Origin of the sequence: Streptomyces sp. HUAS ZL42, from assembly GCF_040782645.1 — a bacterium.
Lineage (GTDB): Bacteria > Actinomycetota > Actinomycetes > Streptomycetales > Streptomycetaceae > Streptomyces.
This window is the reverse complement of record NZ_CP160403.1, coordinates 3782544-3803936: the sequence shown is the minus strand read 5'-3', so window position 1 is coordinate 3803936 and position 21393 is coordinate 3782544. Positions and strand designations below refer to the sequence as shown.

23 protein-coding genes are annotated in these 21393 nt (G+C 69.7%); 19 read left to right on the top strand and 4 right to left on the bottom strand.

The annotated features are described in order from the left end of the window. The first annotated feature begins 34 nt into the window (after window positions 1–34). The 4 genes from ABZO29_RS17265 to ABZO29_RS17250 all read left to right on the top strand — a co-directional run bounded on the left by ABZO29_RS17265 (window position 35) and on the right by ABZO29_RS17250 (window position 3067). Window positions 35–1105, top strand: a complete 1071-nt coding sequence (locus ABZO29_RS17265) for a sugar kinase (RefSeq protein WP_367321086.1) — start codon at window positions 35–37, stop codon at window positions 1103–1105. Further along, window positions 1102–1863 (top strand): IclR family transcriptional regulator, encoded by a 762-nt coding sequence (locus ABZO29_RS17260; RefSeq protein ID WP_367321085.1) that lies wholly within the window; start codon window positions 1102–1104, stop codon window positions 1861–1863. The genes ABZO29_RS17265 and ABZO29_RS17260 overlap by 4 nt, the downstream gene beginning before the upstream one ends. Next, window positions 1860–2270, top strand: coding sequence for a RidA family protein (locus ABZO29_RS17255; RefSeq protein ID WP_367321084.1), 411 nt, complete (start codon window positions 1860–1862; stop codon window positions 2268–2270). The genes ABZO29_RS17260 and ABZO29_RS17255 overlap by 4 nt, the downstream gene beginning before the upstream one ends. 227 nt (window positions 2271–2497) lie before the next feature. Further along, window positions 2498–3067 carry a hypothetical protein gene (locus ABZO29_RS17250; RefSeq protein WP_367321083.1) on the top strand — a complete coding sequence of 190 codons (570 nt, stop codon included), beginning with the start codon at window positions 2498–2500 and terminating at the stop codon, window positions 3065–3067. Here the strand turns inward: ABZO29_RS17250 and ABZO29_RS17245 are convergent, their stop codons facing one another. Then, window positions 3068–4420 carry a M14 family metallopeptidase gene (locus ABZO29_RS17245; protein WP_367321082.1) on the bottom strand — a complete coding sequence of 451 codons (1353 nt, stop codon included), beginning with the start codon at window positions 4418–4420 and terminating at the stop codon, window positions 3068–3070. Between the two features lie 297 nt (window positions 4421–4717). Here ABZO29_RS17245 and ABZO29_RS17240 point away from each other — a divergent pair, with 297 nt between their 5' ends. After that, complete coding sequence (locus ABZO29_RS17240) at window positions 4718–6040, top strand: Nramp family divalent metal transporter (RefSeq protein ID WP_367321081.1); 1323 nt, start codon at window positions 4718–4720, stop codon at window positions 6038–6040. A gap of 16 nt (window positions 6041–6056) precedes the next feature. On the opposite strand, the gene ABZO29_RS17235 is transcribed toward ABZO29_RS17240, so the two are convergent. Beyond that, entirely contained in the window at window positions 6057–7298 is a 1242-nt protein-coding gene (locus ABZO29_RS17235) for a hypothetical protein (protein ID WP_367321080.1), read from the bottom strand. A 67-nt stretch (window positions 7299–7365) separates the two neighbouring features. Then, window positions 7366–7875 (bottom strand): SigE family RNA polymerase sigma factor, encoded by a 510-nt coding sequence (locus ABZO29_RS17230; RefSeq protein ID WP_367321079.1) that lies wholly within the window; start codon window positions 7873–7875, stop codon window positions 7366–7368. A 213-nt stretch (window positions 7876–8088) separates the two neighbouring features. Between ABZO29_RS17230 and ABZO29_RS17225 the strand changes: the two genes are divergently transcribed. Then, on the top strand, window positions 8089–8460 hold the full coding sequence (locus ABZO29_RS17225; protein ID WP_367321078.1) for a hypothetical protein: 372 nt from the start codon (window positions 8089–8091) through the stop codon (window positions 8458–8460). Between the two features lie 325 nt (window positions 8461–8785). Here the strand turns inward: ABZO29_RS17225 and ABZO29_RS17220 are convergent, their stop codons facing one another. Beyond that, window positions 8786–10462 carry a chitinase gene (locus ABZO29_RS17220; protein WP_367321077.1) on the bottom strand — a complete coding sequence of 559 codons (1677 nt, stop codon included), beginning with the start codon at window positions 10460–10462 and terminating at the stop codon, window positions 8786–8788. Between the two features lie 347 nt (window positions 10463–10809). On the opposite strand from ABZO29_RS17220, the gene ABZO29_RS17215 reads away from it, so the two are divergent. From ABZO29_RS17215 to ABZO29_RS17155, 13 genes are all read left to right on the top strand, one after another. Then, window positions 10810–11625 (top strand): hypothetical protein, encoded by an 816-nt coding sequence (locus ABZO29_RS17215; RefSeq protein ID WP_367326163.1) that lies wholly within the window; start codon window positions 10810–10812, stop codon window positions 11623–11625. Window positions 11626–11682: 57 nt separating this feature from the next. Further along, window positions 11683–12390: a Flp pilus assembly protein CpaB gene (cpaB, locus tag ABZO29_RS17210; RefSeq protein WP_367321076.1), complete on the top strand. Its 708-nt coding sequence runs from the start codon at window positions 11683–11685 to the stop codon at window positions 12388–12390. 9 nt (window positions 12391–12399) lie between these two features. After that, window positions 12400–13662, top strand: coding sequence for a CpaE family protein (locus ABZO29_RS17205; protein ID WP_367321075.1), 1263 nt, complete (start codon window positions 12400–12402; stop codon window positions 13660–13662). 44 nt (window positions 13663–13706) lie between these two features. Continuing rightward, window positions 13707–14036 (top strand): pilus assembly protein, encoded by a 330-nt coding sequence (locus tag ABZO29_RS17200; protein WP_367326162.1) that lies wholly within the window; start codon window positions 13707–13709, stop codon window positions 14034–14036. Between the two features lies 1 nt (window position 14037). Beyond that, window positions 14038–14388, top strand: coding sequence for a TadE/TadG family type IV pilus assembly protein (locus tag ABZO29_RS17195; RefSeq protein WP_367321074.1), 351 nt, complete (start codon window positions 14038–14040; stop codon window positions 14386–14388). A gap of 11 nt (window positions 14389–14399) precedes the next feature. Then, window positions 14400–15737, top strand: a complete 1338-nt coding sequence (locus tag ABZO29_RS17190; RefSeq protein WP_367321073.1) for a CpaF family protein — start codon at window positions 14400–14402, stop codon at window positions 15735–15737. 13 nt (window positions 15738–15750) lie between these two features. Beyond that, window positions 15751–16695 carry a type II secretion system F family protein gene (locus tag ABZO29_RS17185; RefSeq protein WP_367321072.1) on the top strand — a complete coding sequence of 315 codons (945 nt, stop codon included), beginning with the start codon at window positions 15751–15753 and terminating at the stop codon, window positions 16693–16695. Window positions 16696–16718: 23 nt separating this feature from the next. Beyond that, complete coding sequence (locus ABZO29_RS17180) at window positions 16719–17606, top strand: DUF5936 domain-containing protein (RefSeq protein WP_367326161.1); 888 nt, start codon at window positions 16719–16721, stop codon at window positions 17604–17606. Between the two features lie 12 nt (window positions 17607–17618). Continuing rightward, window positions 17619–19067, top strand: coding sequence for a sensor histidine kinase (locus ABZO29_RS17175; RefSeq protein WP_367321071.1), 1449 nt, complete (start codon window positions 17619–17621; stop codon window positions 19065–19067). After that, the gene (locus ABZO29_RS17170; protein WP_367321070.1) at window positions 19067–19882 is read left to right on the top strand and encodes a response regulator; all 816 of its coding nucleotides are present in this window, start codon (window positions 19067–19069) and stop codon (window positions 19880–19882) included. Before ABZO29_RS17175 ends, ABZO29_RS17170 begins: the two co-directional genes overlap by 1 nt. Window positions 19883–19994: 112 nt before the next feature. Then, entirely contained in the window at window positions 19995–20192 is a 198-nt protein-coding gene (locus ABZO29_RS17165; protein ID WP_367326160.1) for a hypothetical protein, read from the top strand. Continuing rightward, window positions 20189–20797: a pilus assembly protein TadG-related protein gene (locus ABZO29_RS17160; protein ID WP_367326159.1), complete on the top strand. Its 609-nt coding sequence runs from the start codon at window positions 20189–20191 to the stop codon at window positions 20795–20797. The genes ABZO29_RS17165 and ABZO29_RS17160 overlap by 4 nt, the downstream gene beginning before the upstream one ends. 16 nt (window positions 20798–20813) lie before the next feature. Further along, window positions 20814–21392, top strand: a complete 579-nt coding sequence (locus tag ABZO29_RS17155; RefSeq protein WP_367326158.1) for a hypothetical protein — start codon at window positions 20814–20816, stop codon at window positions 21390–21392. Window position 21393 lies beyond the last annotated feature (1 nt).

Here is a 21393-nt window from a genome sequence, read left to right as displayed (position 1 = left end):
CGACACCGCACCAGCACTGGGAGCCCCGACGATCGTGACCACCAACGGACCCCGCAATGCCCCCGACGTCGTGGACGTCGTCGCGCTCGGCGAGTCCATGGTCACCTTCCTGCCCTCCCGGCCGGGACGCCTCGCCGACGTACCGTCCTTCGACCGGGCGATCGGCGGTGCGGAGTCCAACGTGGCGTGCGTGCTGGCGGCGGCCGGGCATACGGCCCGGTGGGTCAGCAGCGTCGGGGACGACGGGTTCGGCGACCACCTGGTCGAGGCGATCGGGGCGTACGGCGTCGACGTCGCTTCCGTCCGCCGGGATCCCGCCCGCCCGACCGGGATCTACTTCCGCACGGCGGGGGACCGGGCGACCGACGCGCACGAGGTCGCGTACTACCGGGCCGGGTCGGCGGCCTCGGCGATGTCCGCGGACACCCTGGACCTGGCGGCGGTGCGTGCCGGGCGCGTGCTGCACCTGTCGGGGATCACGGCGGCGCTGTCCGACTCCTGTCTCGACCTCGTGTGGGAGCTGACCGAGCCCCGGCCCGGACGGCCCCTCATCTCCTTCGACGTCAACTACCGGCCGGGCCTGTGGCGCGACACCGGCGGCCGGCGCTCGCTGCTCGACCTCGCGCGCCGCGCCGACATCGTCTTCGTCGGGGCCGACGAGGCACGCGCCGCCTGGGGCCTGCACGGCTCCCGTGCCGTCCGCGACGCGCTGCCCGAGCCGGAGCTCGTCGTCGTCAAGCAGGGGAGGGGCGGGGCCCTCGCGTTCGACAAGGACACGGAGGGCCTCGAGGACGCCGACGGCACCGTCACACTCGTCCCCTCCCTCCGCGTCGACGTCGTCGCCGCCGTCGGCGCAGGCGACGCCTTCGCCGCCGGATTCCTCTCCGCCACCCTCCGCGGACTGCCCCTCCGCGACCGCCTCCGCCACGGTCACCTCATGGCGGCAGCCGCCCTCACCGTCCCCGGCGACCTGGCCGCACCACCCAGCCGCGCCCACGCGGACAGCCTCTCCGCCCTCGACGACGAATCGTGGGGGAGACTTCGACTCGGCCCTGGCTGGACACGGGCAGCGGGCCGGGCCGAGGAGGAGGTACGCACCCCATGAGCCAGACCGTCGACCGCGCGCTGAACATCCTGCCGCTGCTCGCGGAAGGCCCCGCCGACCTCGGCCAGGTAGCCGACCGTCTCGGCGTCCACAAGTCCACCGCTCTGCGCCTCCTGCGCACGCTCCACGAGCACGGCTTCGTGTACCGCCAGTCCGACCAGCGCTACCGCCTCGGCGCCCGCCTCTTCGCCCTCGCCCAGGAGGCGATGGAGAACCTCGACATCCGCGAGATCGCCCACCCCCACCTCGTACGGCTGAACGAGCAGTGCGGGCACACCGTGCACCTCGCCGTGTACGAGGAGAACGAGGTCCTCTACATCGACAAGGTGGAGAGCCGCTATCCGGTGCGGATGTACTCGCGGATCGGCAAGCCGGTCGCCATCACGGTCGCGGCCGTCGCCAAACTCCTCCTCGCAGACCTCCCCGAGCCCGAGCGCCGCGTTCTCGCGGAGAAGCTCGACTACCCCATGTACACGGCCCGTTCGACCCCCAACGCCCATGCTTTCCTACGGGAGTTGGAGAGGGTCCGCGAACAGGGCTGGGCCACCGACCTGGGCGGCCACGAGGAGTCCATCAACTGCGTCGCCGCGCCGATCCGCGGCGCCGACGGCCGCGTGGTCGCCGCGATGTCGGTCTCCGCGCCGAACGTCGTCGTCACCGCGGACGAACTCCTCACCCTGCTCCCGCTGGTGCGCCGCACGGCGGACGCGGTCAGCGGCGAGTACTCCGGAAGAACGCCAGTCAAGGACACCGTATGACCGAGAAGATCGCGCTCACTCCCAAGACCCACACCACCCCGCCCGCCAAGTTCTCCCACGGCGTCAAGAAGGGCAACATCCTCCAGGTGGCCGGCCAGGTCGGCTTCCTCCCGGCCCAGGAAGGCCGGCCGCCCACGCCCGCGGGTCCCACCCTGCGCGAGCAGACCCTCCAGACCCTCGCCAACGTCAAGGCGATCCTCGAGGAGGGCGGCGCGAGCTGGGACGACGTGATGATGATCCGCGTCTATCTGACGGACGTGGACCACTTCGCCGAGATGAACGAGATCTACAACGCGTACTTCGAGGAGCAGGCGCTCACGCAGCCGCCCGCGGCCCGCACGACGGTCTACGTCGGCCTTCCGGCCGGGCTCCTGGTCGAGATCGACGCGCTAGCCGTCCTGAGCTGACGGCCGGCTTCAACTTCACCAGCCGTCACGCCCGGACCACGCAGATGTATGCCGGGTAAAGCGTGCAGTCGTAGCCCTGCGGCACCGGGTTCGCGTTGAGGCAGGCCCCCGAGCGCACCGACATGAGCGCCCCGGTCGTTGTGTCGGGGGTGGGGTCGGGGGCGCAGAGCCCGAGCGTTCGGGACCGGGCTGTTCCTGGCACAGGGACATCGACCATACTGCCCGCTGTGGAACAGCGCATAGGTCCCAACAGCCAGCCCCTGGACGTCGCCGCCGTCAGCCCGGCGCACATCCCCGGGCTCACGACGCCCGTGTCCGCCGAGCCGAAGGGCGACCCCGAGCCGAAGGGCGACGCCGCGGCGCAGGAGCTCACCGAGCCGGACGACGTCGAAGACGTCAAGGTTTCGGAGGAGTCCGCCGAGCCCGAGGAGTCGGATTCGGCGGAAGAAGCCGAGGAAGCCCGGCCCGCCCCCGACGGCCCCGTCTTCGAGGCCTCCGACCGCCGCGCGAAGATGATCGCCGACCGGGCGGGCGTACGGCTCTTCCTGGACGACCAGGAGTGCGAGTTCCGCTGGGACGAGATCGGCGCGATCGAGACGGAGGCCCCCCGCTTCGGCAAGCGGTTCACCATCACGGTGCACACCCCCGACCGCCGCTGGTACCCGATCGAGATCGAGGCGACGGCCAGGGAGCGCTTCAAGGAGTGGGAGGAGCAACTGGACGCGGTGCTCGACGCCTACTTCGAGGACGACGCCGAGTCGGACGCCGAGAAAGACGCCGAGAAGGACACCGAGTAGTCAGCTGCAGTACTGGGCTTCCTTCCCGATCGACCTGTACATGCAGTCGGCGTTCTCCAGCAACTGCAGGACAGCATCCCGGTTACGGGACGTCTCCCGCTCGATCACCTCGTCGGGCGGGTAGAACCCACCCCCGGAGCTGGACCTCGGATACATCTCGAAGGTGTACGAGAAGATCTTCTGCGCACCCCAGAGATAGTCGTCGATCGACCCGTCGGTGATGTACAGGTCGCTGGCCTGCTCGGCCGTGTAGCCGTTGCTCGCGGCCATCTTCTGCCCGACCGTCTTGAAGGCGTTGTAGTCGTCCGCCGTCATCCCGGTCGTCGTGTCGGAGTACGTGTACCCGAACGGCCACAGCACCAGCTCGCTGTACGTGTGGAAGTCGATGCCCGCCTTGATCTGCTGCTTGCCGCCCACGACCCGGGTGCGTACGAAGTCGGCGACCACCTTCACCTCGGGCGCCGACTCGGCGGAGGCGCCGCGGTAGGTCTCGGAGGACGTGGAGCCCGAGGAGCCACCACAGCAGCCCCACCGGTAGTTCCAGTTGCGGTTGAGGTCGGTCCCGACGTACGACGAACCGGAGTTGGGCTGCCGGTTCTTCCGCCACGAACGGTACGCGCCGGTCGCGATGTCGTACTCGCCGCCGTCCGGGTTGAGGTCGGGGACGATCCAGATCTCACGGCTGTTGACCACGCCGGTCACGCGCGAGTCGCTCCCGTATCCCGCGCCCAGCTCGCGGATCAGGTACAGCGCCATCTCCACCGTCATGTGCTCACGAGCGTGCTGGTGATGGGTGAAGAGCACCTCGGGCTCGGCCTCGTCGGTCGCCACGTTGTCGCTGATCTTGATGGCGACGATGTCCCGGCCCTGGTACGACTTGCCGATCACCCGCTTGCTCATGATGCTCGGGTAGGCGGCGATCCGCTGGTCGATCTCCGCGGTCATCTCGGCGTAGTTGTGGTACTTCGAGTCGGCCGAGGGGAAGTCGTAGAGCCGGACCTCGTCCTCGGCGACCCGGTTCGGGGCCGCACCCAACGGCGTGACCTCGTAGCCCTGTTGGCGCAGCTTGGCGATCTGTGCCGAGCGGCCGGAGACGACCACGGTCTCCTCGTCGGCCTCGTCGACGGACACGCCGGCCGCGGCGATGGCCGTACGGGTGACCGGGGTGTTGTGGTCGACGTGGATCTCGTACTGCCGGATGTCGTCGGCGGAGGCGGTCGCCTTCCGTGCGCCGTCGGCTGTCGCGGTCCCCGTGACGGGGGCGGCGAGGGCGAGGGCCAGCAGGGTCGCGATCGCGGCGGTACGTCTGCCGCTGCCGCCGCGCGCGCCTGAGCCGCGTATACGAAGTCGCATGAAATCTCCTTGTTTCTCCAGGAGTCCGGGGTCTCCGGACGTGGGGAGTGGAGCGGGGGGTGGTTCTTCCGTGCGACGTACGACGTGCTGGTGCGGGTGTGCGGGTGTGCGGGTGTGCGGGTGTGCGGGTGTGCTGTGCGGGTGTGCTGTGCGGGTGTGCCGCTCATCGTCTGCTTATGGCATGAGCAGGTCAAGAGCAAGTCTCCAAGGGCCGATGGCCGGAATTGTGCGAAGGTGCTGGGTAAGTCCCCGCGTGCCCTCTTGTCGCGCCCGCACCTTTGGGCTTTCTTGACCTTCATGGCGGACACCACGGGAGACCCCACGGACACCGAGGCACCATCCGACATCGACTCTGCCCCCCGCAAGTCCAGTTGGCGCTACATCGGCCCCGGCATCGTGGTCGCCGCGACCGGCGTGGGCGCCGGTGACCTGGTCGCCACGCTCATCGCCGGCAGCAACTTCGGCTACACCCTGCTGTGGGCGGCGATCGTCGGCTGCCTGGTGAAGATCTCCCTGGCCGAGGCGGCCGGCCGCTGGCACCTGTCCACCGGCCGCACCCTCTTCGACGGCTGGGCGAGCCTCGGCCGCTGGACGACGTACTTCTTCGCCGTCTACGCCGTGATCTGGGGCTTCGTCTACGGCGCGGCGGCGATGTCGTCCAGCGCGCTGCCGCTGCAGGCCCTGTTCCCGGGCGTGATGGACCTGAAGGGCTGGGCCATCGCCTGCGGCCTGGTCGGTCTGGTCTTCGTCTGGTTCAACAAGTACGCGGTCTTCGAGAAGGTCATGACGGTCCTGGTCGGCGTCATGTTCGTGGTGACGGTGTACCTGGCGATCCGCGTCACCCCGAACATCCCGGACGCCCTCGCGGGACTGCTGCCCGTCCTGCCCGACGAGAAGGACTCGGTCCTCAACACCCTCGGCCTGATCGGCGGCGTGGGCGGCACCATCACCCTTGCCGCGTACGGCTACTGGGTCAACGCGAAGGGCTGGACGAACACGGGGTGGATGAAGGTCATGCGCTTCGACAACCGGGTCGCGTACGCCACCACCGGCATCTTCGTCGTGGCCATGCTCTTCGTCGGCGCCGAGCTCCTGCACTCCGCGAACGTGGCCATCGCGAGCGGCGACAAGGGCCTCATCCAGCTGAGCGACATCCTCGAGGACAACTACGGCACGGTCACCGCCACATTCTTCCTGATCGGCTTCTTCGCCACTTCCTACACCTCGCTCATCGGCGTCTGGCACGGCGTGAGCCTGATGTTCGCGGACTTCGTGGCCCGCTACCGGAGCCGGACGCCGGCGACGGGCGAGGAGGTCGCGACCGGCGAGCGGGAACGGTCCTGGCCGTTCCGCGCGTACCTGCTCTGGCTGACCTTCCCGCCCATCGTGCTCCTCTTCCAGGACCAGCCCTTCCGCCTGGTCGTCCTGTACGGCGTGCTGGGCGCGGCGTTCCTGCCCTTCCTGGCCGGGACCCTGATGTGGCTCCTCAACTCCCCCCGCACCCCGCGGGAATGGCGCAACGGTCCGCTGAGCAACGTGATGCTCGCGATCGCAGGGCTGCTGTTCCTGGTCCTGTGCGTGAAGCAGATCTGGGACCAGCCGTGGTCGGAGTTCTTCTGACGGACCGGGGCCCGTCCTACTTCCACCACTGCGGGCTGAGGGCGATGGTCCGGAGCTGCTCGATGGTGAGGGCCGGGGTCTTGCGGGTCGCGGCGTCGTGCTGGGTGCCGGAGTTGAAGGCGCTGATCACGACACGCCGCCCGTCGGCCCGCATGGTGTCGACGGTCCACATCACGACACCCGCCACCCCCTTGTCGCCGGGACCCTGGCGGACGGCGACGCGGGTGCCGTCCGCCAGGGTCTCGGAACCCTCGCCGAAGAGTTCGCCGGCGACGTCCAGCATGTTGGCCTGCACGTTGACCTGGACCAGGCTCCGGCCCTTGCCGTCGTCGACGACGGCGTAGGCGAAGTCGGTGTCGTCGCTGCTCCTGGCCATCACGTCCAGCCCCTTGGGCAGCAGCTCGAGAAGAGTGGTACGGGCGCCCGTGATGGCCACGGGAGCGCTCGGTGTCGCGGTCGGCTTGTTGGGGTCCTCGGGGACGGAATCGACGTATCCGCGCCACACGGGAGCGGTGGCCAGTTCCTTCAACTGGGTGACGGTCAACGGCGGTTCGGCCCGGCTGGTGGGCGCGCCCTTCTCGGCTGCGGCGTTCCACTCGCTCACCGAGACGTGCTGCCCCTCCGCGGTGACCAGTTCCGCGTTCCACCACTTGGTGTCCACGCGCCGGTCGGGATACTCGTACCCCTGGAAGATCATCAGCATCGACCCGTCGGAAAGCCGGGTCGTGGAGCAAGTGTCGTGCGGGGTGAACGTCTTGTCCGGGCAGGTCGTGATCTGCCGCACCTGATCGCTGCCCGGCTCGACCCGGCCCAGGCCGACTCCGACGGCCCCCGCGCCCTTGCCGTCGTCGAAGACGACCCGCGCGTACGGCGCCAGCGGGGACTCGTCCGCGCCGCGCCCCTCCTGGCCGCTGATCTGTCCCTCGGGCAGCAGATCCTCGAGCGTACGGATGAGTTCGTCGCCGGTGACGGGCTTGGTGGCGGCCGTGGCACTGGCCTTCGGCCTCGAGGCGACGGAGGGGTCCCGCCGGTCGTCGGAACCGGCCCCCGGCAGAAGCAGCGCCCCGCCCACACCGACGAGCGCGAGACCGGCCGCCCCACCCACGACGGTGGCCCGTCGCCGCAGCCGTAGCCGCCGTCCACGGACCCGGCCGGCGGCGGCGAGCGCGGCGCGGTCGGTGTCGAAGGCGCCGCCGGTCTTGCGCAGGGCGGCGGAGAGCCGGTCCTCGAAGGGGTCGCTGTGCTGGTCAAGGGGCATGGCAAACCACCTTTTCGCGGGGTTGAAGTGGTGCGTCGGAAACAGGTCGGACCGAAGCGGGTCGGGGTCAGGGCCGTGCGTACTCGCCGAGGTCCTCGCCCAGCAGCTCGCGCAGCCGGCCGAGAGCCCGCACGCACCGCGTGCGCACGGCCGCCGAACTGGCGTTCATGGCGTCGGCGGTCTCCTCGATCGAGCGGTCCTCCCAGTAGCGCAGGACGACCACGGCCCGGTCCTTGGCGGGCAGCCGCCCGAGCGCCTCCAGGAGCGTGAGCCGCAGGGGCATGTCGCCGTCGCCGGCATGAGCCACCTCCGGCAGCACGTCCGTCGCCCGCTCGGTACTGCTGCGGCGCCGCAGATGGGCGAGGAAGGTCCGGGTGAGGACGGTCTGCGCGTACGCGGCGGGATTGCCGACCCGCGACACCCGCCCCCACCGCACGTACAGGCGACCGAGCGTCTCCTGCACCAGATCCTCCGCGAGGTGCGTGTCCCCCGCGGTGAGCAGACACGCGGACCGGTACAGATGCCCGGCGCGCGCCGCCGCGAACTCGGCGTACTCGTCCGCGCGGACCTGTCTCATGCGTGGTTCCCCCTGTCGCCGTGGCGCCCCGGACCGCCCTCACTTCACTGATGCGGTGGCGCCCGGGAAATGTTTCACAGCCCGGTGAGGGCAGGTTCAGGGCGGGGGCACAGCGGGGGCCGACGGGAACGGGTACCGGGGTGCGGCTCGGCCGGCTTACGGTCGGTAGGTTTCGGTACGACGAGACATCGCAGCGCGAGGACGGGGGGACCGATGACGACCGAGCCGCCGTACGGCCACCAGCAGCCACAGGGTTTCGGTCCCCCGACGCCGCAGCCGTACCCCCAGCCGCCGACGACGGAGGGCCCGGAATTCCTGGCGGTCGACCGCCACCACTCCATCGTGGTCGACATGGAAGGCGTCACCTTCGAGGACCACGACCTCACCGCCGAGTTCCCCTGGCAGGAGATCCGCAGTGTCCACTACAAGGCAGGCCCCACGGGCAAGACCCTGATGATGGCCGTCGTCCACCTGGACGGCAGGGTCTACGAGTGCGTCGTGGACGCGAAACCGAGGGAGCTGCTGACGCAGTGGTTCGGGCAACTGGCGGCGGTGCTGGGGTACTACCGGCCGCTGGGTTACTGACTGAGCGCTGGGACCATGGCCGCCGTGTCAGGTCAGATCTGGGTGTCCCTCATATCGCTTGCCGCCGAGGGCAACGCCCCGTCGGCGGAACGAGCTGAACAACATCGGCAGCAGAGCGCGCTGCCGTCAAGACCCGGGTTGTTCCGGGCGTTCGCACTACACCCTCGCCCGTACAAACGCATCGAGGACGTCCTGCGGCGGGGCGTGTCCCTCCCGCGCCCGCCGCACGACGTCGGCCAGGTCGATCGCATCCCCCGTTGCACCCACGTGCGCAAAGATCACATGGCGCGGTTACGGAAGGCAACGCGCACACGCGCGTGCCGCTTTACGGCAGCCCGTGCACATGCGGGCCCACGGCGTTCGACCACGCGTTCCCCGCCGCCGCGTCCCAGTTGGTCGACCACGTCATCGCACCCCGCAACTCGGGATACGTCCGGGACGGCTTGAAGGAACCGCAACCCGTGCCCTTCGTCAGGCAGTCCAGGGCGTTGTTCACCACCGAAGGCGACACGTACCCGCTGCCCGCCCCGCTCGTCGACGCCGGCAGTCCCAGGCCCACCTGGGACGGTGACAGGCCGCCCTCCAGCTGGATGCAGGCCAGGGCGGTCAGGAAGTCCACGGAGCCCTGGCTGTAGACCTTGCCGTCGCAGCCCAGCATGGAACCGCTGTTGTAGTACTGCATGTTGACGACCGTGAGGATGTCCTTCAGGTTCAGGGCCGTCTGGAAGTACGCGTTCGACGTGGACTGCATGTCGATCGTCTGCGGGGCCATGGTGAGGACCAAGGACGAACCCGCCTTCGACGACAGGGACCGCAGCGCCTGCGTCATGTACGTCGCGTTGAGGCCGTTCTCCAGGTCGATGTCGACGCCGTCGAAGCCGTACGTCTGCATCACCGTGTACACCGAGTTCGCGAAGTTCGTCGCGGACGTGGAGTCGTTGACCGACACCGTGCCGTTCTGGCCGCCGACCGAGACGATCACCTTCTTGCCCGCCGACTGCTTCGCCCTGATGTCCGCCTTGAACTGGTCGACCGTGTAGCCGCCCAGGCCGGCCGAGTCCAGGTTGAAGGTCACCGCGCCCGGTGTGGTCGTCGCGTCCGCGAAGGCCACCGCGATGATGTCGTACTGGGAGGAGACGTCCGAGATCTTCTGGACCGTCGCCCCGTTGTTGAAGTTCTGCCAGTAACCCGTCACGGCGTGCTTGGGCACCACGCCGCCACCCCCGCCGCTCGAAGTCGTCCCCGTCACCGCCGCCGACTTCGCCGACTCACCCGCCGCGTTGGTCGCCGTGACCTGGAACGAGTACGACGTCGAAGCCGCGAGCCCCGTCACCGTCGCCGACGTGCCCGTCACCGCCGTCACCTTCGTGCCGTTGCGGTAGACGTTGTAGCCCGTCGCGCCCGATACGGCGTTCCAGGCCAGGGAGACGGACGACGAGGTCGTGCCCGACACCTTCAGGCCGCCGGGGACGGCCGGCACCGTCGGGGCCGGGTCGCCGCCTCCGCCGCCGTCCGGGCCGTACACCGAGACGTCGTCCGCGTAGTACGCCGGCTGTCCGTACCAGCCGTGCAGGTACACCGTGACGGAGGTCGTCGAGGCCCCCGTCGTGAACGTCGTCGACAGCTGCTTCCACGACGTCGAGTCCGGCGTCCAGGTCGACACGTCCGTCGTGCCGGTCCCGGTCGCCCCCAGGTATGTGTAGGCGCCCTGGACCCACGCGCTCAGCGTGTACGTCGAGTTGGGCTTGACGGCCACCGTCTGGGTGCACCGTGCGTTGTCCTGCCCGGCCGGCGTCGCCTTCAGCGCGGCCGTGCCGCCGTGCACCGGTGAGGAGACGGTCGTACCGCTGCTCGCCGAACAGGTCCAGTTGCTCAGGCCGGACTCGAAGCCGGCGTTCTTCGCGTTGTTGACGTCCGCCGCGGACGCCACGGTCGGGCTCGCCAAACACAGGGCGAGCGCGGTCACGACGGTTCCGGCCCACAGCCGTCTGCGGCTGGGCATGCCTGGTGCGCGGTCCACTGTGCCTCCGGTGGGGAGTGGGGAGTAGGCAGAAGACGGTGGCCACCGCTGGACGTACAAGTTGGTCCAGACCAATCGCGAAGTCAAGAGGCGGGGTGCGGTGAAGGATTTGTGTGCGCAACACGCCCCGATTTGACGGGAGTTGTGCACTATCAGTTACCGCTCAGCCGTAGAAACGCTGTTCTCCGGTCAGGAACCCCTGGATACAGTGCTCAGGTAGTCACGCAATGAAGTCATCTCGGTGCTCCGGAGTAACACCGGCGCACCGATCCGGGCCGGGAGACGGGGAGCTGCGCGTGCCAACTGCCATTGCCGTGACCAGTGCCGACATGGCGCTGCCGGAGCAGGACGAGCGGACCCTGCCCGCCGTCGTGCTGCAGGACCTCGACCGGCAGCCGCTCGACCAGGCGGTGACCGGCGTGCAGGCTCTGGTCGAGCAGTACGGGCATGTCGTCGTCCTGTGCTCGCAGGCCGCCGGTGCCGGTGTGGAGCGGCGGCTGCACACCGTCCGTTCCCTGCTCGAAAGCGACCGGATAGCCCTCCTCCGGCCGGACCTCCCTCCGCTGGGACTCGCGGTCCTGGCCCGGCAGTTACGCCAGCTCGCGTCCTGCGACCTCAGCCCCGGCGTGCTCGCCTCCGCCGGGCGGCTGCTCACCCACTACATCCACTCCGGAGCGCTCCTCGGCTCCGTCGCCCGCCTCGACCGCGTCCCCGTGGGCCTGAAGTCCCACGCCAAGTCCTGGGTCCCGGGCAGCCAGTTCGCCGTCCTCGCCCATCCCGAGCCGCAGCTCGTCAAGGCGGGCCCCGGAGTCACCCTGGCAGGACCGGAGTTCAACACCTCGATGCTGGTGGCCAAGGGACAGCTCCAGTCCGACTGGGTCACCGCCGGCCTCGCCCCCGCCTGGAACGCGCAGGGGCTGCGCGAGGTCCCCCTGCCGGCCGAGTCGGCCGAGTGGTGGGGGACGGGAAAACTGATCGAGTTCTGTTCCTATCTGCCCGACCTGTCGGTCCTCTACCAGCTGGTCACCTCGGTGCGGCAGAGCACCTGCCACTGGTGCGGCATCGACGTCATCGGCGACCGCTGCGTCTTCTGCTCCGCGACCCCGCCCGCGTACGACCAACCCCAGCGCATGCTCACCGGCTAACGCATCCCCCCGACTCAGGCCCGCTCGACCCGACCCCCATACGAGGTTGCACGGTTCATGAACTCCCGTCAGCGCCGCGGCGTGATACTCCTGCTCCTGTCGGTGGTGTGCGCCCTCGGCGCGTTCGCCGGCGTGCTCTCCGTCATCAGCGACGTGAAGTCCAAGGTCGGCCCCGAGGTCACCGCGTACGAGCTGAAGTCCGACGTGGCGCCCTACACCGCGCTCACCACGGGCCAGTTCAAGAAGGTCAGCATGCCCGAGCGGTGGCTGCCGTCCACCGCGGTCACCGATCTCGCCGAGATCCGGGGCAAGATCGCCGTGACGACGCTGAAGAAGGGCTCCCTGCTGCAGAGCGGCATGATCGTCGACCAGCCCGCCCTGCAGCCCGGGCAGCAGGAGGTCGCCATCATGATCGATGCGGCGACCGGTGTCGCCGGCAAGATCACGCCGGGATCCACGGTCAACGTGTACGCCACCTTCGAGGGACAACGGGACGGTGATCCCGATCAGTCCAAGATCATCGTAACAAACGCGAAGGTGCTGGACGTGGGCAGGCTGACCGCCCTCGAACCCGACGAGAACGACCGAGGCCGGCAGCCCACCGACGCCGTCCCGATCACCTTCGCACTGTCCGCCCTCGACGCGCAGCGCATCACCTACGCCGAGTCGTTCGCCAAGCGGGTCCGGCTCGCGCTGGTGGCGCCCGGCGGCGACGGCTCGGTACCCGCCCAGGACCGGACCTACGAACTCGCCACGGACAAGTGAGAGGCCGCCATGCCCACGAGGATCCTCCCGGCAGTCGGCGACGCTGACGCGGTCCGGTCCATCACCACCCTCCTCAGCCAGCTCCCGGACGCCGAACCGGTCGCCCCGGTCGTCGACTCCACCCAGCTCATCGACACCCTCGCCCGCCTCGCCGCCGAGTCGGTCGACGAACTGCCCGAGGTCGTCGTCGTCCACGAGCGCATCGGCCCGGTCCCGGCCCTCGAACTCATCCGCGAAGTCGCCCTGCGCTTCCCGGCCGTCGGCGTCATCCTCGTCACCACCGACGCGAGCCCCGGCCTGTTCTCCGCCGCCATGGACTCCGGGGCCCGGGGCCTGGTCGCGCTGCCGCTGTCGTACGAGGAACTCGCCAGCCGAGTTCAGGCGGTCGCCCAGTGGTCGGTCGGCGTACGACGCCATCTCGGCCACGGGGGCGACGTGTTCACCGGCGTCGGCGGCACCGTGGTCACGGTGAGCGGGGCCAAGGGCGGCGTCGGCACCACCCTCACCGCCGTACAACTCGCCCTCGCCGCCCAGGCGTCCGGGCGCGGCACCGCCCTGGTCGACATGGACCTCCAGGCCGGCGACATCGCCTCCTTCCTGGACGTCCAGTTCCGCCGCTCCGTCGTCGACCTCGCCACCATCACCGACATCTCGCCGCGCGTCCTCGCCGACGCCGTCTTCCGCCACGACACCGGCCTCGCCCTGCTGCTCGCGCCCGGCGAGGGCGAACGCGGTGAGGAGGTCACCGACCGGGCCGCCCGCCAGATCGTCAGCGCCCTGCGCTCCCGCTACGAGGTCGTCGTCATCGACTGCGGCGCCCAGCTGAGCGGCGCCGGCGCGGCCGCCGTCGAGATGGCCGACACCGCCCTCCTCGTCACCACACCGGACGTGGTGGCGGTGCGGGGCGCCAAGCGCACGGTCCGCATGTGGGACCGCCTGCAGATCCGCAAGGCGGAGGAGACCACGGTCGTCGTCAACCGCCACACCCGCGGTACGGAGATACAGCCCGCGCTCATACAGAAGATCACCGGCACGGCGATCGCCCAGACCCCGGTCCCCGCCAACTTCAAGGAACTGGCGGGCGCGGTGGACGCCGGCCGGGTGCACGCCCTGGACAACAAGAGCGCGGTGAAGCAGGCCCTGTGGGCCCTAGCCGGCGAACTCGGCCTGGTCAAGGGCGTCGAGGGCACTCAGCGCCACCGCAGCACCAGGTCGCGGGGCGGGGAGCGGGCGGCGCTGACCTTCCGCAGGCGCAAGGAGCTCGGGAGGTGAGGGCGCGGGGGGACCGCGGCCAGGTCACGATCGAGTTCCTGGGCATGATCCCGGCGATCCTCGTGACACTGGTCCTGGTGTGGCAGTTCGTGCTGGTGGGATACACGTTCACCCTCGCGGGGAATGCTGCCGACGAGGCGGTGCGGGCGGGGACGGCGGCGGCGCCGGGCGCCCGCCAGGCGGCGTGCGAGCAGGCCGGGCTCGACAAGCTGTCCGGCGCGTGGGAGGGGGGCGCCAAGGTGACCTGCACCACGGGTGGCGGCTATGTGAGGTCGTCGGTCTCCCTCAAGGTCCCCGTCCTCTTCCCGGGGGCGGTCGCTTTCCCGTTCACCGTGCACGGCGACGCGGGCGCGGTCGAGGAGGAGACGGACTGAGATGTCGTACGACCGCAAAGGCGGCGACCGCGGTCAGGTCGCCCTCGAATACCTCGGGTTCATCCCGATCCTGATCCTCGTCGCGATGGCGGGCGTACAGATCGGGCTGATCGCGTACGCCTCCCAGCAGGCCGGTACCGCGGCCAGGGCCGGGGCGCGGGCCGCCTCGCTCGACAAGAGCGCCCAGGACGGATGCGTGAACGCGATCAGCGACTGGCTGGACGTCGGCTGTTCCGAAGCGCGTGGCGGCGACGAGGTCACCGTCACCGCCACGGTCCAGATCCCGTCGATCGTCCCCGGCTGGGACTTCGACCCTGCCCAGAAGACCGCCACCATGCCGCTCGACCACTGAACGAGGTGCCCATGAGTCTGCGGTCTCGCATCAACTCCCCCGAGGAGAACGGCAGCCGGGGCGAGGACGGCCACCTGGTCGCCTCGTACCGCGCCAAGCTCCTCGAGGAGATCGACCTCGCGGAGATGAGCGTGCTGGCCGCCGCCGAACGCCGGGCGCGGCTGGAGCGGGTGCTCGGGCACATCATCAGCCGCGAGGGCCCGGTCCTGTCCACGGTCGAACGGTCGCAGCTGATTCGCCGGGTGGTCGACGAGGCCTTGGGCCTCGGCATCCTGGAACCCCTGCTGGAGGACGCGTCGATCACCGAGATCATGGTGAACGGCCCGGACGCGATCTTCGTGGAGCGGGCGGGCCGCGTGGAGCAACTGCCGCTCCGGTTCGCCTCGAACGACCAGCTGATGCAGACGATCGAACGCATCGTCTCCACCGTCAACCGCCGCGTGGACGAGTCGAACCCCATGGTCGACGCCCGCCTCCCCTCCGGTGAACGCGTCAACGTCATCATCCCGCCGCTGTCCCTCACCGGCGCCACGCTCACGATCCGCCGCTTCCCGCGCTCCTTCACGCTCCACGAACTGATCGGCTTCGGCTCGCTGGACGAGCACATGCTGCTGCTCCTCGCGGGCCTGGTGCAGGCGAAGTTCAACGTCATCGTCTCGGGCGCCACGGGCACGGGGAAGACGACACTGCTGAACGCCCTGTCCGGTCTGATCCCCGACGGCGAACGCATCATCACCATCGAGGACTCCGCCGAACTCCAGCTCCAGCAGGCACACGTGATCCGCCTGGAGTCCCGGCCCCCGAACGTCGAGGGCCAGGGTGAGGTGACCATCCGCGACCTCGTCCGCAACTCCCTCCGCATGCGCCCGGACCGCATCGTCGTCGGTGAGGTCCGCGGCGGAGAATCCCTCGACATGCTCCAGGCGATGTCCACGGGCCACGACGGCTCCCTCGCCACCGTCCACGCCAACAGCGCCGAGGACGCGCTGATGCGCCTGCAGACCCTGGCGTCGATGTCCGACGTGGAGGTGCCCTTCGTCGCGCTGCACGACCAGATCAACAGCGCCGTCGACGTCATCGTCCAGCTCACCCGCTTCGCCGACGGCGCACGCCGGGTCACCGAGATCGCGGTCCTCGACAGCCACGGCGGAGAGCCCTACCGCCTCGCGACGGTGGCCCGCTTCCACGCGCAACCCATGACCCCCGACGGCCGCGTCCACGGCACCTTCGGCCACTACCCCCTCCCGCGCCGCGCGGCGGACCGCCTCTACATGGCGAGCCAGCCGATCCCCCAGGCCTTCGGCGTCGCCCAGAGCCCCCTCGAACTGGCCACCCGAGAAGCCAGGTAGGCAGGACACCCCCATGGACCTCCAGACCCTGATCACCCTCACCACCGGCATCACACTGCTGACCTGTGCCCTCGCCGTCGCCGGAGTGCAGACCTACGCCCGCGGCAGGGCCCAGCGGGCGGCGCTCGTGGAGCGGCTGACGTACACCGGCCAGGTCCCGGTCACCGGCCGCCGACGCCGCTTCCGCAACCTGGACCGCCGGCTGCGCCGCACGGCACTGGGCACGAAACTCGAGCTGAAGCTGGCGGCGACGGGCCTGGACGTGACACCGGGCGAGTTCTTCGCCTACATGCTGGCGACGGTGGCCGGCCTGTGGCTGATCGGCCAGGCGACCCTGGCCCCCTTCTTCGGCCCCATCGCCGGACTCCTCGGCATCTGGGCGGCGCTGCAGTTCCTCACCTGGCAGCGCCAGAAACGCATCGAGCGGTTCATCAACCAACTCCCCGAACTGGCCCGCATCCTGGCCAACGCCACCCAGGCCGGGCTCGCCCTGCGCACGGCGATCGGCATAGCGGCGGAGGAGCTGGAGGCCCCTGCGGGCGAGGAACTCGCCAAAGTGACCCAGCAGTTGACGGTCGGCCAGTCCATCGAGGACGCGCTGGGCGAGATGGCGGACCGTCTGCCCTCACGCGAACTGGTGGTCCTGGTCACCACCTTGGTGCTGTCGAACCGGGCGGGCGGCCAGGTCGTCGGGGCCCTGCGCAACCTCACGGAGACGCTGGAGGAACGCAAGGAGACCCGACGCGAGATCCGCACCCAGCTGTCCCAGGTCAGCATGACGTCGTACGCAGTGCCGGTCATGGGCGTGGGCTCCCTGTTCCTGATGAACGGCGTCAAGGACGGCGCGCTTGACCGCATGACGGGCTCTCCGCTGGGCCAGGGGGCGGTCATCATCGCCTTCGCGCTCTACACGGTCGGCTTCGTCCTCATCCGCCGCCTGTCGCGGATCGACGTCTGAGGAGGGCGGCGACGATGGAACTCCTGGGATTCCTCCTGGCGCTCGTCATGGGCCTGAGCGTGTGGGGCGTCTTCGCCGGCATCCGCATGTACCGGGCGGACGCGAAGCTGCCTACGGACCTGGCCCTCGCGCTGGAGGTGGGCGCCACCCGGACGGGCGCGGTCGACTCGCTCATCGACCGCATGGGCATGCGGTACGCCCCGGCGGTCCTGCGCCTGATGGGCCCCAAGCAGGTGGCCAAGTACCGCCGCAAGATCGACCTGGCGGGCAACCCGGGCGGCCTCACGATCGACCGCTATGCGGCCAGGCGGGCGGTCTACGGGGCGCTGGGCGGAGTGGGCGCCCTGGTCTTCCTGCTCCGCGGCGACATTCTCGTGGCCTTGCTGCTGCTGGCCTTCGGCGCGTTCTGGACGGAGGTCGGCATCTGGTCGGCGATCCGGGTCCGCAGGGACGTCATCGAGCGGACGCTCCCGGACTTCCTGGACGTGCTGGCGGTGGTGGTGAGCGCGGGCCTCGGCTTCCGCCAGGCCCTGGACCGGGTGGCCTCGCGCTACGAGGGCCCGTGGGCGGACGAGATCCGCATCACGCTCCGCCAGATGGACCTCGGCGTGAGCCGCCGCCAGGCCTTCGCCGAACTCCGCCGCCGCAACGACTCCGAGCAGGTCGCCATGTTCGTCACGGCACTGCAGCAGGGCGAGGAACTCGGCGCGCCGATCGTCGACACGCTCGTGGCCATCGCCAAGGACATGCGCCGCACGGACGCGCAGAACGCCCGCCGCAAGGCGGCACGGGCGGTCCCCAAGGCGACGCTGATGATCACGACGTTCATGGTCCCGGCGACGATGCTGCTGCTGGGGGCGGGGCTGCTGCTGGGGTCGGGTACGGACTTCGGGTCGATCACGGGGAAGTAGGGGGGAGGGGAAATGACGAGGACGAAGCAGGGCTGTGGGGGACTCCGTGGGCTCCGCACGCAGACGCCGGACCTCACGGCGGTGAACGGACGCGCGGCCGCCGACGGCGAGGGCGCCCCACAGGGGCCACCCACACCCGACGACGAAAGCTGCACGGGTGGTGCGGGTGGGAACCCAAACCCGGCCGAAGGCCGGATGCACCCCCACGCACCAGCACTGTCCCTCCAGGTCAACGCCCTCCAAGCCATGTGCCGCCAGGTATTCGGCTTCCGCCTCGCCATGATCGCCCTCGCCGCCCCCGCCGCCCTCCTCAACGCCTCCCCAGGCCTCGGCACCCGCCTGATCAGCGCAGCCGTGATCGTCACCTTCATGGCCTCCTACGCCCTCTTCAGGGACTGGGAACGCTTCGGCCCCCTCCTCCTCCGCCATCCCACCCTCCTCGCCGCGGACACCCTCTTCGGCTCCCTCCTCCTCGTCTCCGCAGGCCCGGACACCACCCTCGCCTACGTCAGCGTCTGCACGCCCCTCCTCGCCGGCATCGCCTACAGCTGGCGAGGAGCGGCCTGCTTCGCCTCCCTCCAGTCCCTGATCCTGCTCCTCGTCCACGCCACGACGAAGGACCTGCACGCCGCCCCCGCCGAGACCCTGCTCCTCCCCGGCTTCTGCGTCATCACGGGCGCCGTCGGCTCGAGCCTGCGCGGCCTGCTTCTCCGCTTCGGCACCGCCACCCGGGCCCTGGCGGAGGTGAGGGCCCGCCTGGCGGCGACGGAGGCGGTGAGCGCCGAACGCGCCCGCCTGGCCCGCGAGATGCACGACACGGTGGCCAAGACCCTGTACGGAGTGGCCCTGGCGGCGGAGGGCCTGGCGAACTCGGCGGCCAGGAGCGGCACGGACCCGGCACTGCTCAGGAAACAGGCGGAACTGGTGGCCCGCTCGGCCCGCCGGGCCGCCGCCGAGTCCCGCGAACTCCTGGCGGACCTGCGCAGGGAGCCCGACGGTACGGACGTGCTGGCCGAACTGTCCGCCCGTACACGGCACTTCAGCACCCGGACGGGCGTACCGGCGACATATCACCCCACCGGCGAGCAGGCAGCGCCCGTCATGCCACCCGCCGTGGCCCGCCAACTCCTCACGATCACCGGGGAGGCCCTGGAAAACGCCCACCGCCACGCGTCCCCGACCAGGGTGGACGTAAGAGCAGGCGTCGAAGACGGCTACCTCCGCATCAGCGTGTACGACGACGGCCGCGGCCTGCCCCACGGCACCACCCTCGACCACCTCCGCAGGGCAGGCCACTTCGGCCTGGTCGGCATGGTCGAGCGGGCCGCGTCCGTAGGAGCCCGGATCAGCATCGGCCCCGGCGCCCACACCCGCGGCACGGAGGTCAGCCTGGAACTCCCGCTGGCAACCCTGTCGCCACTTCGCAGCACACCCCCCACATCAGGAGAGGAGGCCGCCTGATGCAACACCAACGCACAACTGGCGGCGCTCACCGGCCCTCGCAGCCGCAGGATTTTCCGCAGAACCCGTTCGAGGATGTCGCTTCGGCCTCGCCCCTGCAGGTGATCGTGGCAGACGACAACCCGGTGGTCCGCGCGGGCCTCACCGCCCTGCTCTCCGGCCGTCCGGACATCACGGTCGTGGCGGAGGCGGCGGACGGCCGCGAGGCGATCGAGGCCGCCCACCGCCACCGTCCCGACGTCGTGCTCCTGGATGTCCGCATGCCCGGCGTGGACGGCATCTCGGCGCTCCCGCACCTGGTGCGGATCGCCCCCGTCATGATGCTGACGTACAGCCGGGAGTCGGAGATCGTGGAGGAGGCGCTGCGCCGAGGAGCCGACGGCTACCTGGTCCACGGCGAGTTCACGACCGACGAACTGGTCACCGCCGTACGGGACATCAGGGCGGGCAGGCCACACTTCACGGCGACGGCGGCGGGCACGCTGCTGACACGGTTACGTGCGACGCGGAGTCGAGGTGTGAGTGCGATTGCACACGCTCTGCCTGCGGCAACAACTGCGACTCACACAACTTCTCCAGAAAACCTTTCGCAAATGCAATCGGGTGTGGGACAGTCGTATCGGTCGCATTCCCAACTCAGCGCGAGGGAGGCGGAGATCATGGACCTCATCGCATCGGGCATGAACAACCAGCAGATCGCCGCCACATGCTTCATCAGCGAGAAGACGGTCAAGAATCACATCAACCGCATCTTCGCCAAACTCCACAGCACCAGCCGCACCGAGGCCACCGCCAAGTGGCTGGGACTGGGGTGAGCTGCGATGAGCCGTGTTTGGGCCCGGAATTGGGTCCTGGGCCCCTTGGCCGGCGGGCAGGTCCCGACGTACGGTCCCGGGGCCGGTAACGCGACAAGCCGAGGGGAACACGATGGGCAACTGGATCAACAACACAGTCGCGTACGTCCGGGCTCGCGCCGCGCGGGGGGACGAGGGGCAGACGGCGGTGGAGTACCTGGGGATCATCGCGGTGGTTGTGGCGATTGTGTTGGCGATTACGGGGACGGACATCGGGCAGACGATTTACAACGCCATCACCGACAAGATCAGCGAGGTCACTGGCGGCTGATCTCTCGCAGGTGCGGCGACGCAGGGCAGGCCTTCCCCATCTACATCACGGTAGTGGCGGGTCTGCTCTTTCTCGCGTTCGCTTACCTCGCAGTGGGCCAGGCTGCGGCGAATCGGAATGGCGCTCAGACGGCAGCCGATGCGGCGGCGCTTGCGGCGGCTCAGGACACGCGGGACCAGCTTGCGGGCAAATGGCTGGACGCTGTCCTCGATCCAGCCAAGTGGCAGGACATCTTCGACGGCAACGTGCCCGTTGACCCGTCGTGCTGGCGCGCGTACCAGCTCGCCGGGCAAAACGATGCCCACGTGGAAGAGTGCGCGCCTCGTGGGCTGCTGGGCTATGAGGTCTCCGTCCAGACCGACAAGCCGGTCGGAGACTCCATCGTGCCCGGCACGGAGAACAAGTATGCGAATGCTTCCGCCATTGCCGTGATCGAGCCGCTCTGCACGTTCGAACTGCCAGGCGCTGACGTCGCCGACGACGTGCTGCCCCAGCTCACCTGCAAGGAAGACTGGGTCCTGGACCCGGACGACCCTGCCCGTCTGCCGAAGCCCGAGGATCTCTTCGATGTCCACCTGGCCGACGGACAAGCGAACGACGAGTGATGAAGGAAGCAGAGGCATGAGCATTCGGTTCACTACGAAGGCCCGCAGGGGGATGGTCGCGTTGACAGTCGCGACCGGTCTGGCCCTCGGAGTGGCCGGCTGCAGCAGCGGTGGGGACGACGACAAGAAGCCGGACAGCTCGGCCTCCGCTTCCAAGACCGGGTCCAAGCCGAGCGCTCAAGAGGGGCAGTCGGAAACGCCCCTGGCAGAGCTGAAGGGGCCCACGGGCCTGCTGCTGCAGATCACCTCGGTGCAGCGGGACGACGGTGGATTCGTCACCGTCAGCGGGGAATTGAAGAACGACGGGGGGAAATCGATCACGATTCCCGCCCAGTTGAGCGGTGACGAGACCGAGGTGCTGCGACACGGGCGGTCCTTCGGTGGAGCCACCTTGGTGGACTCAAAGGGGAAGAAGCGTTACTACGTCCTCCGTGACACCGAAGGGCGCCCCCTCACCACCACGGGCATCTCGACGGTCAAGTCCGGCGAGTCCATCCCGGTGTTCATTCAATTCCCTTCACCGCCCGCCGCCACGACCGAAGTGACCTTCCAGCTGCCGATGTTCGCTTCCGCCACCATCACGATTTCCGGGTGAG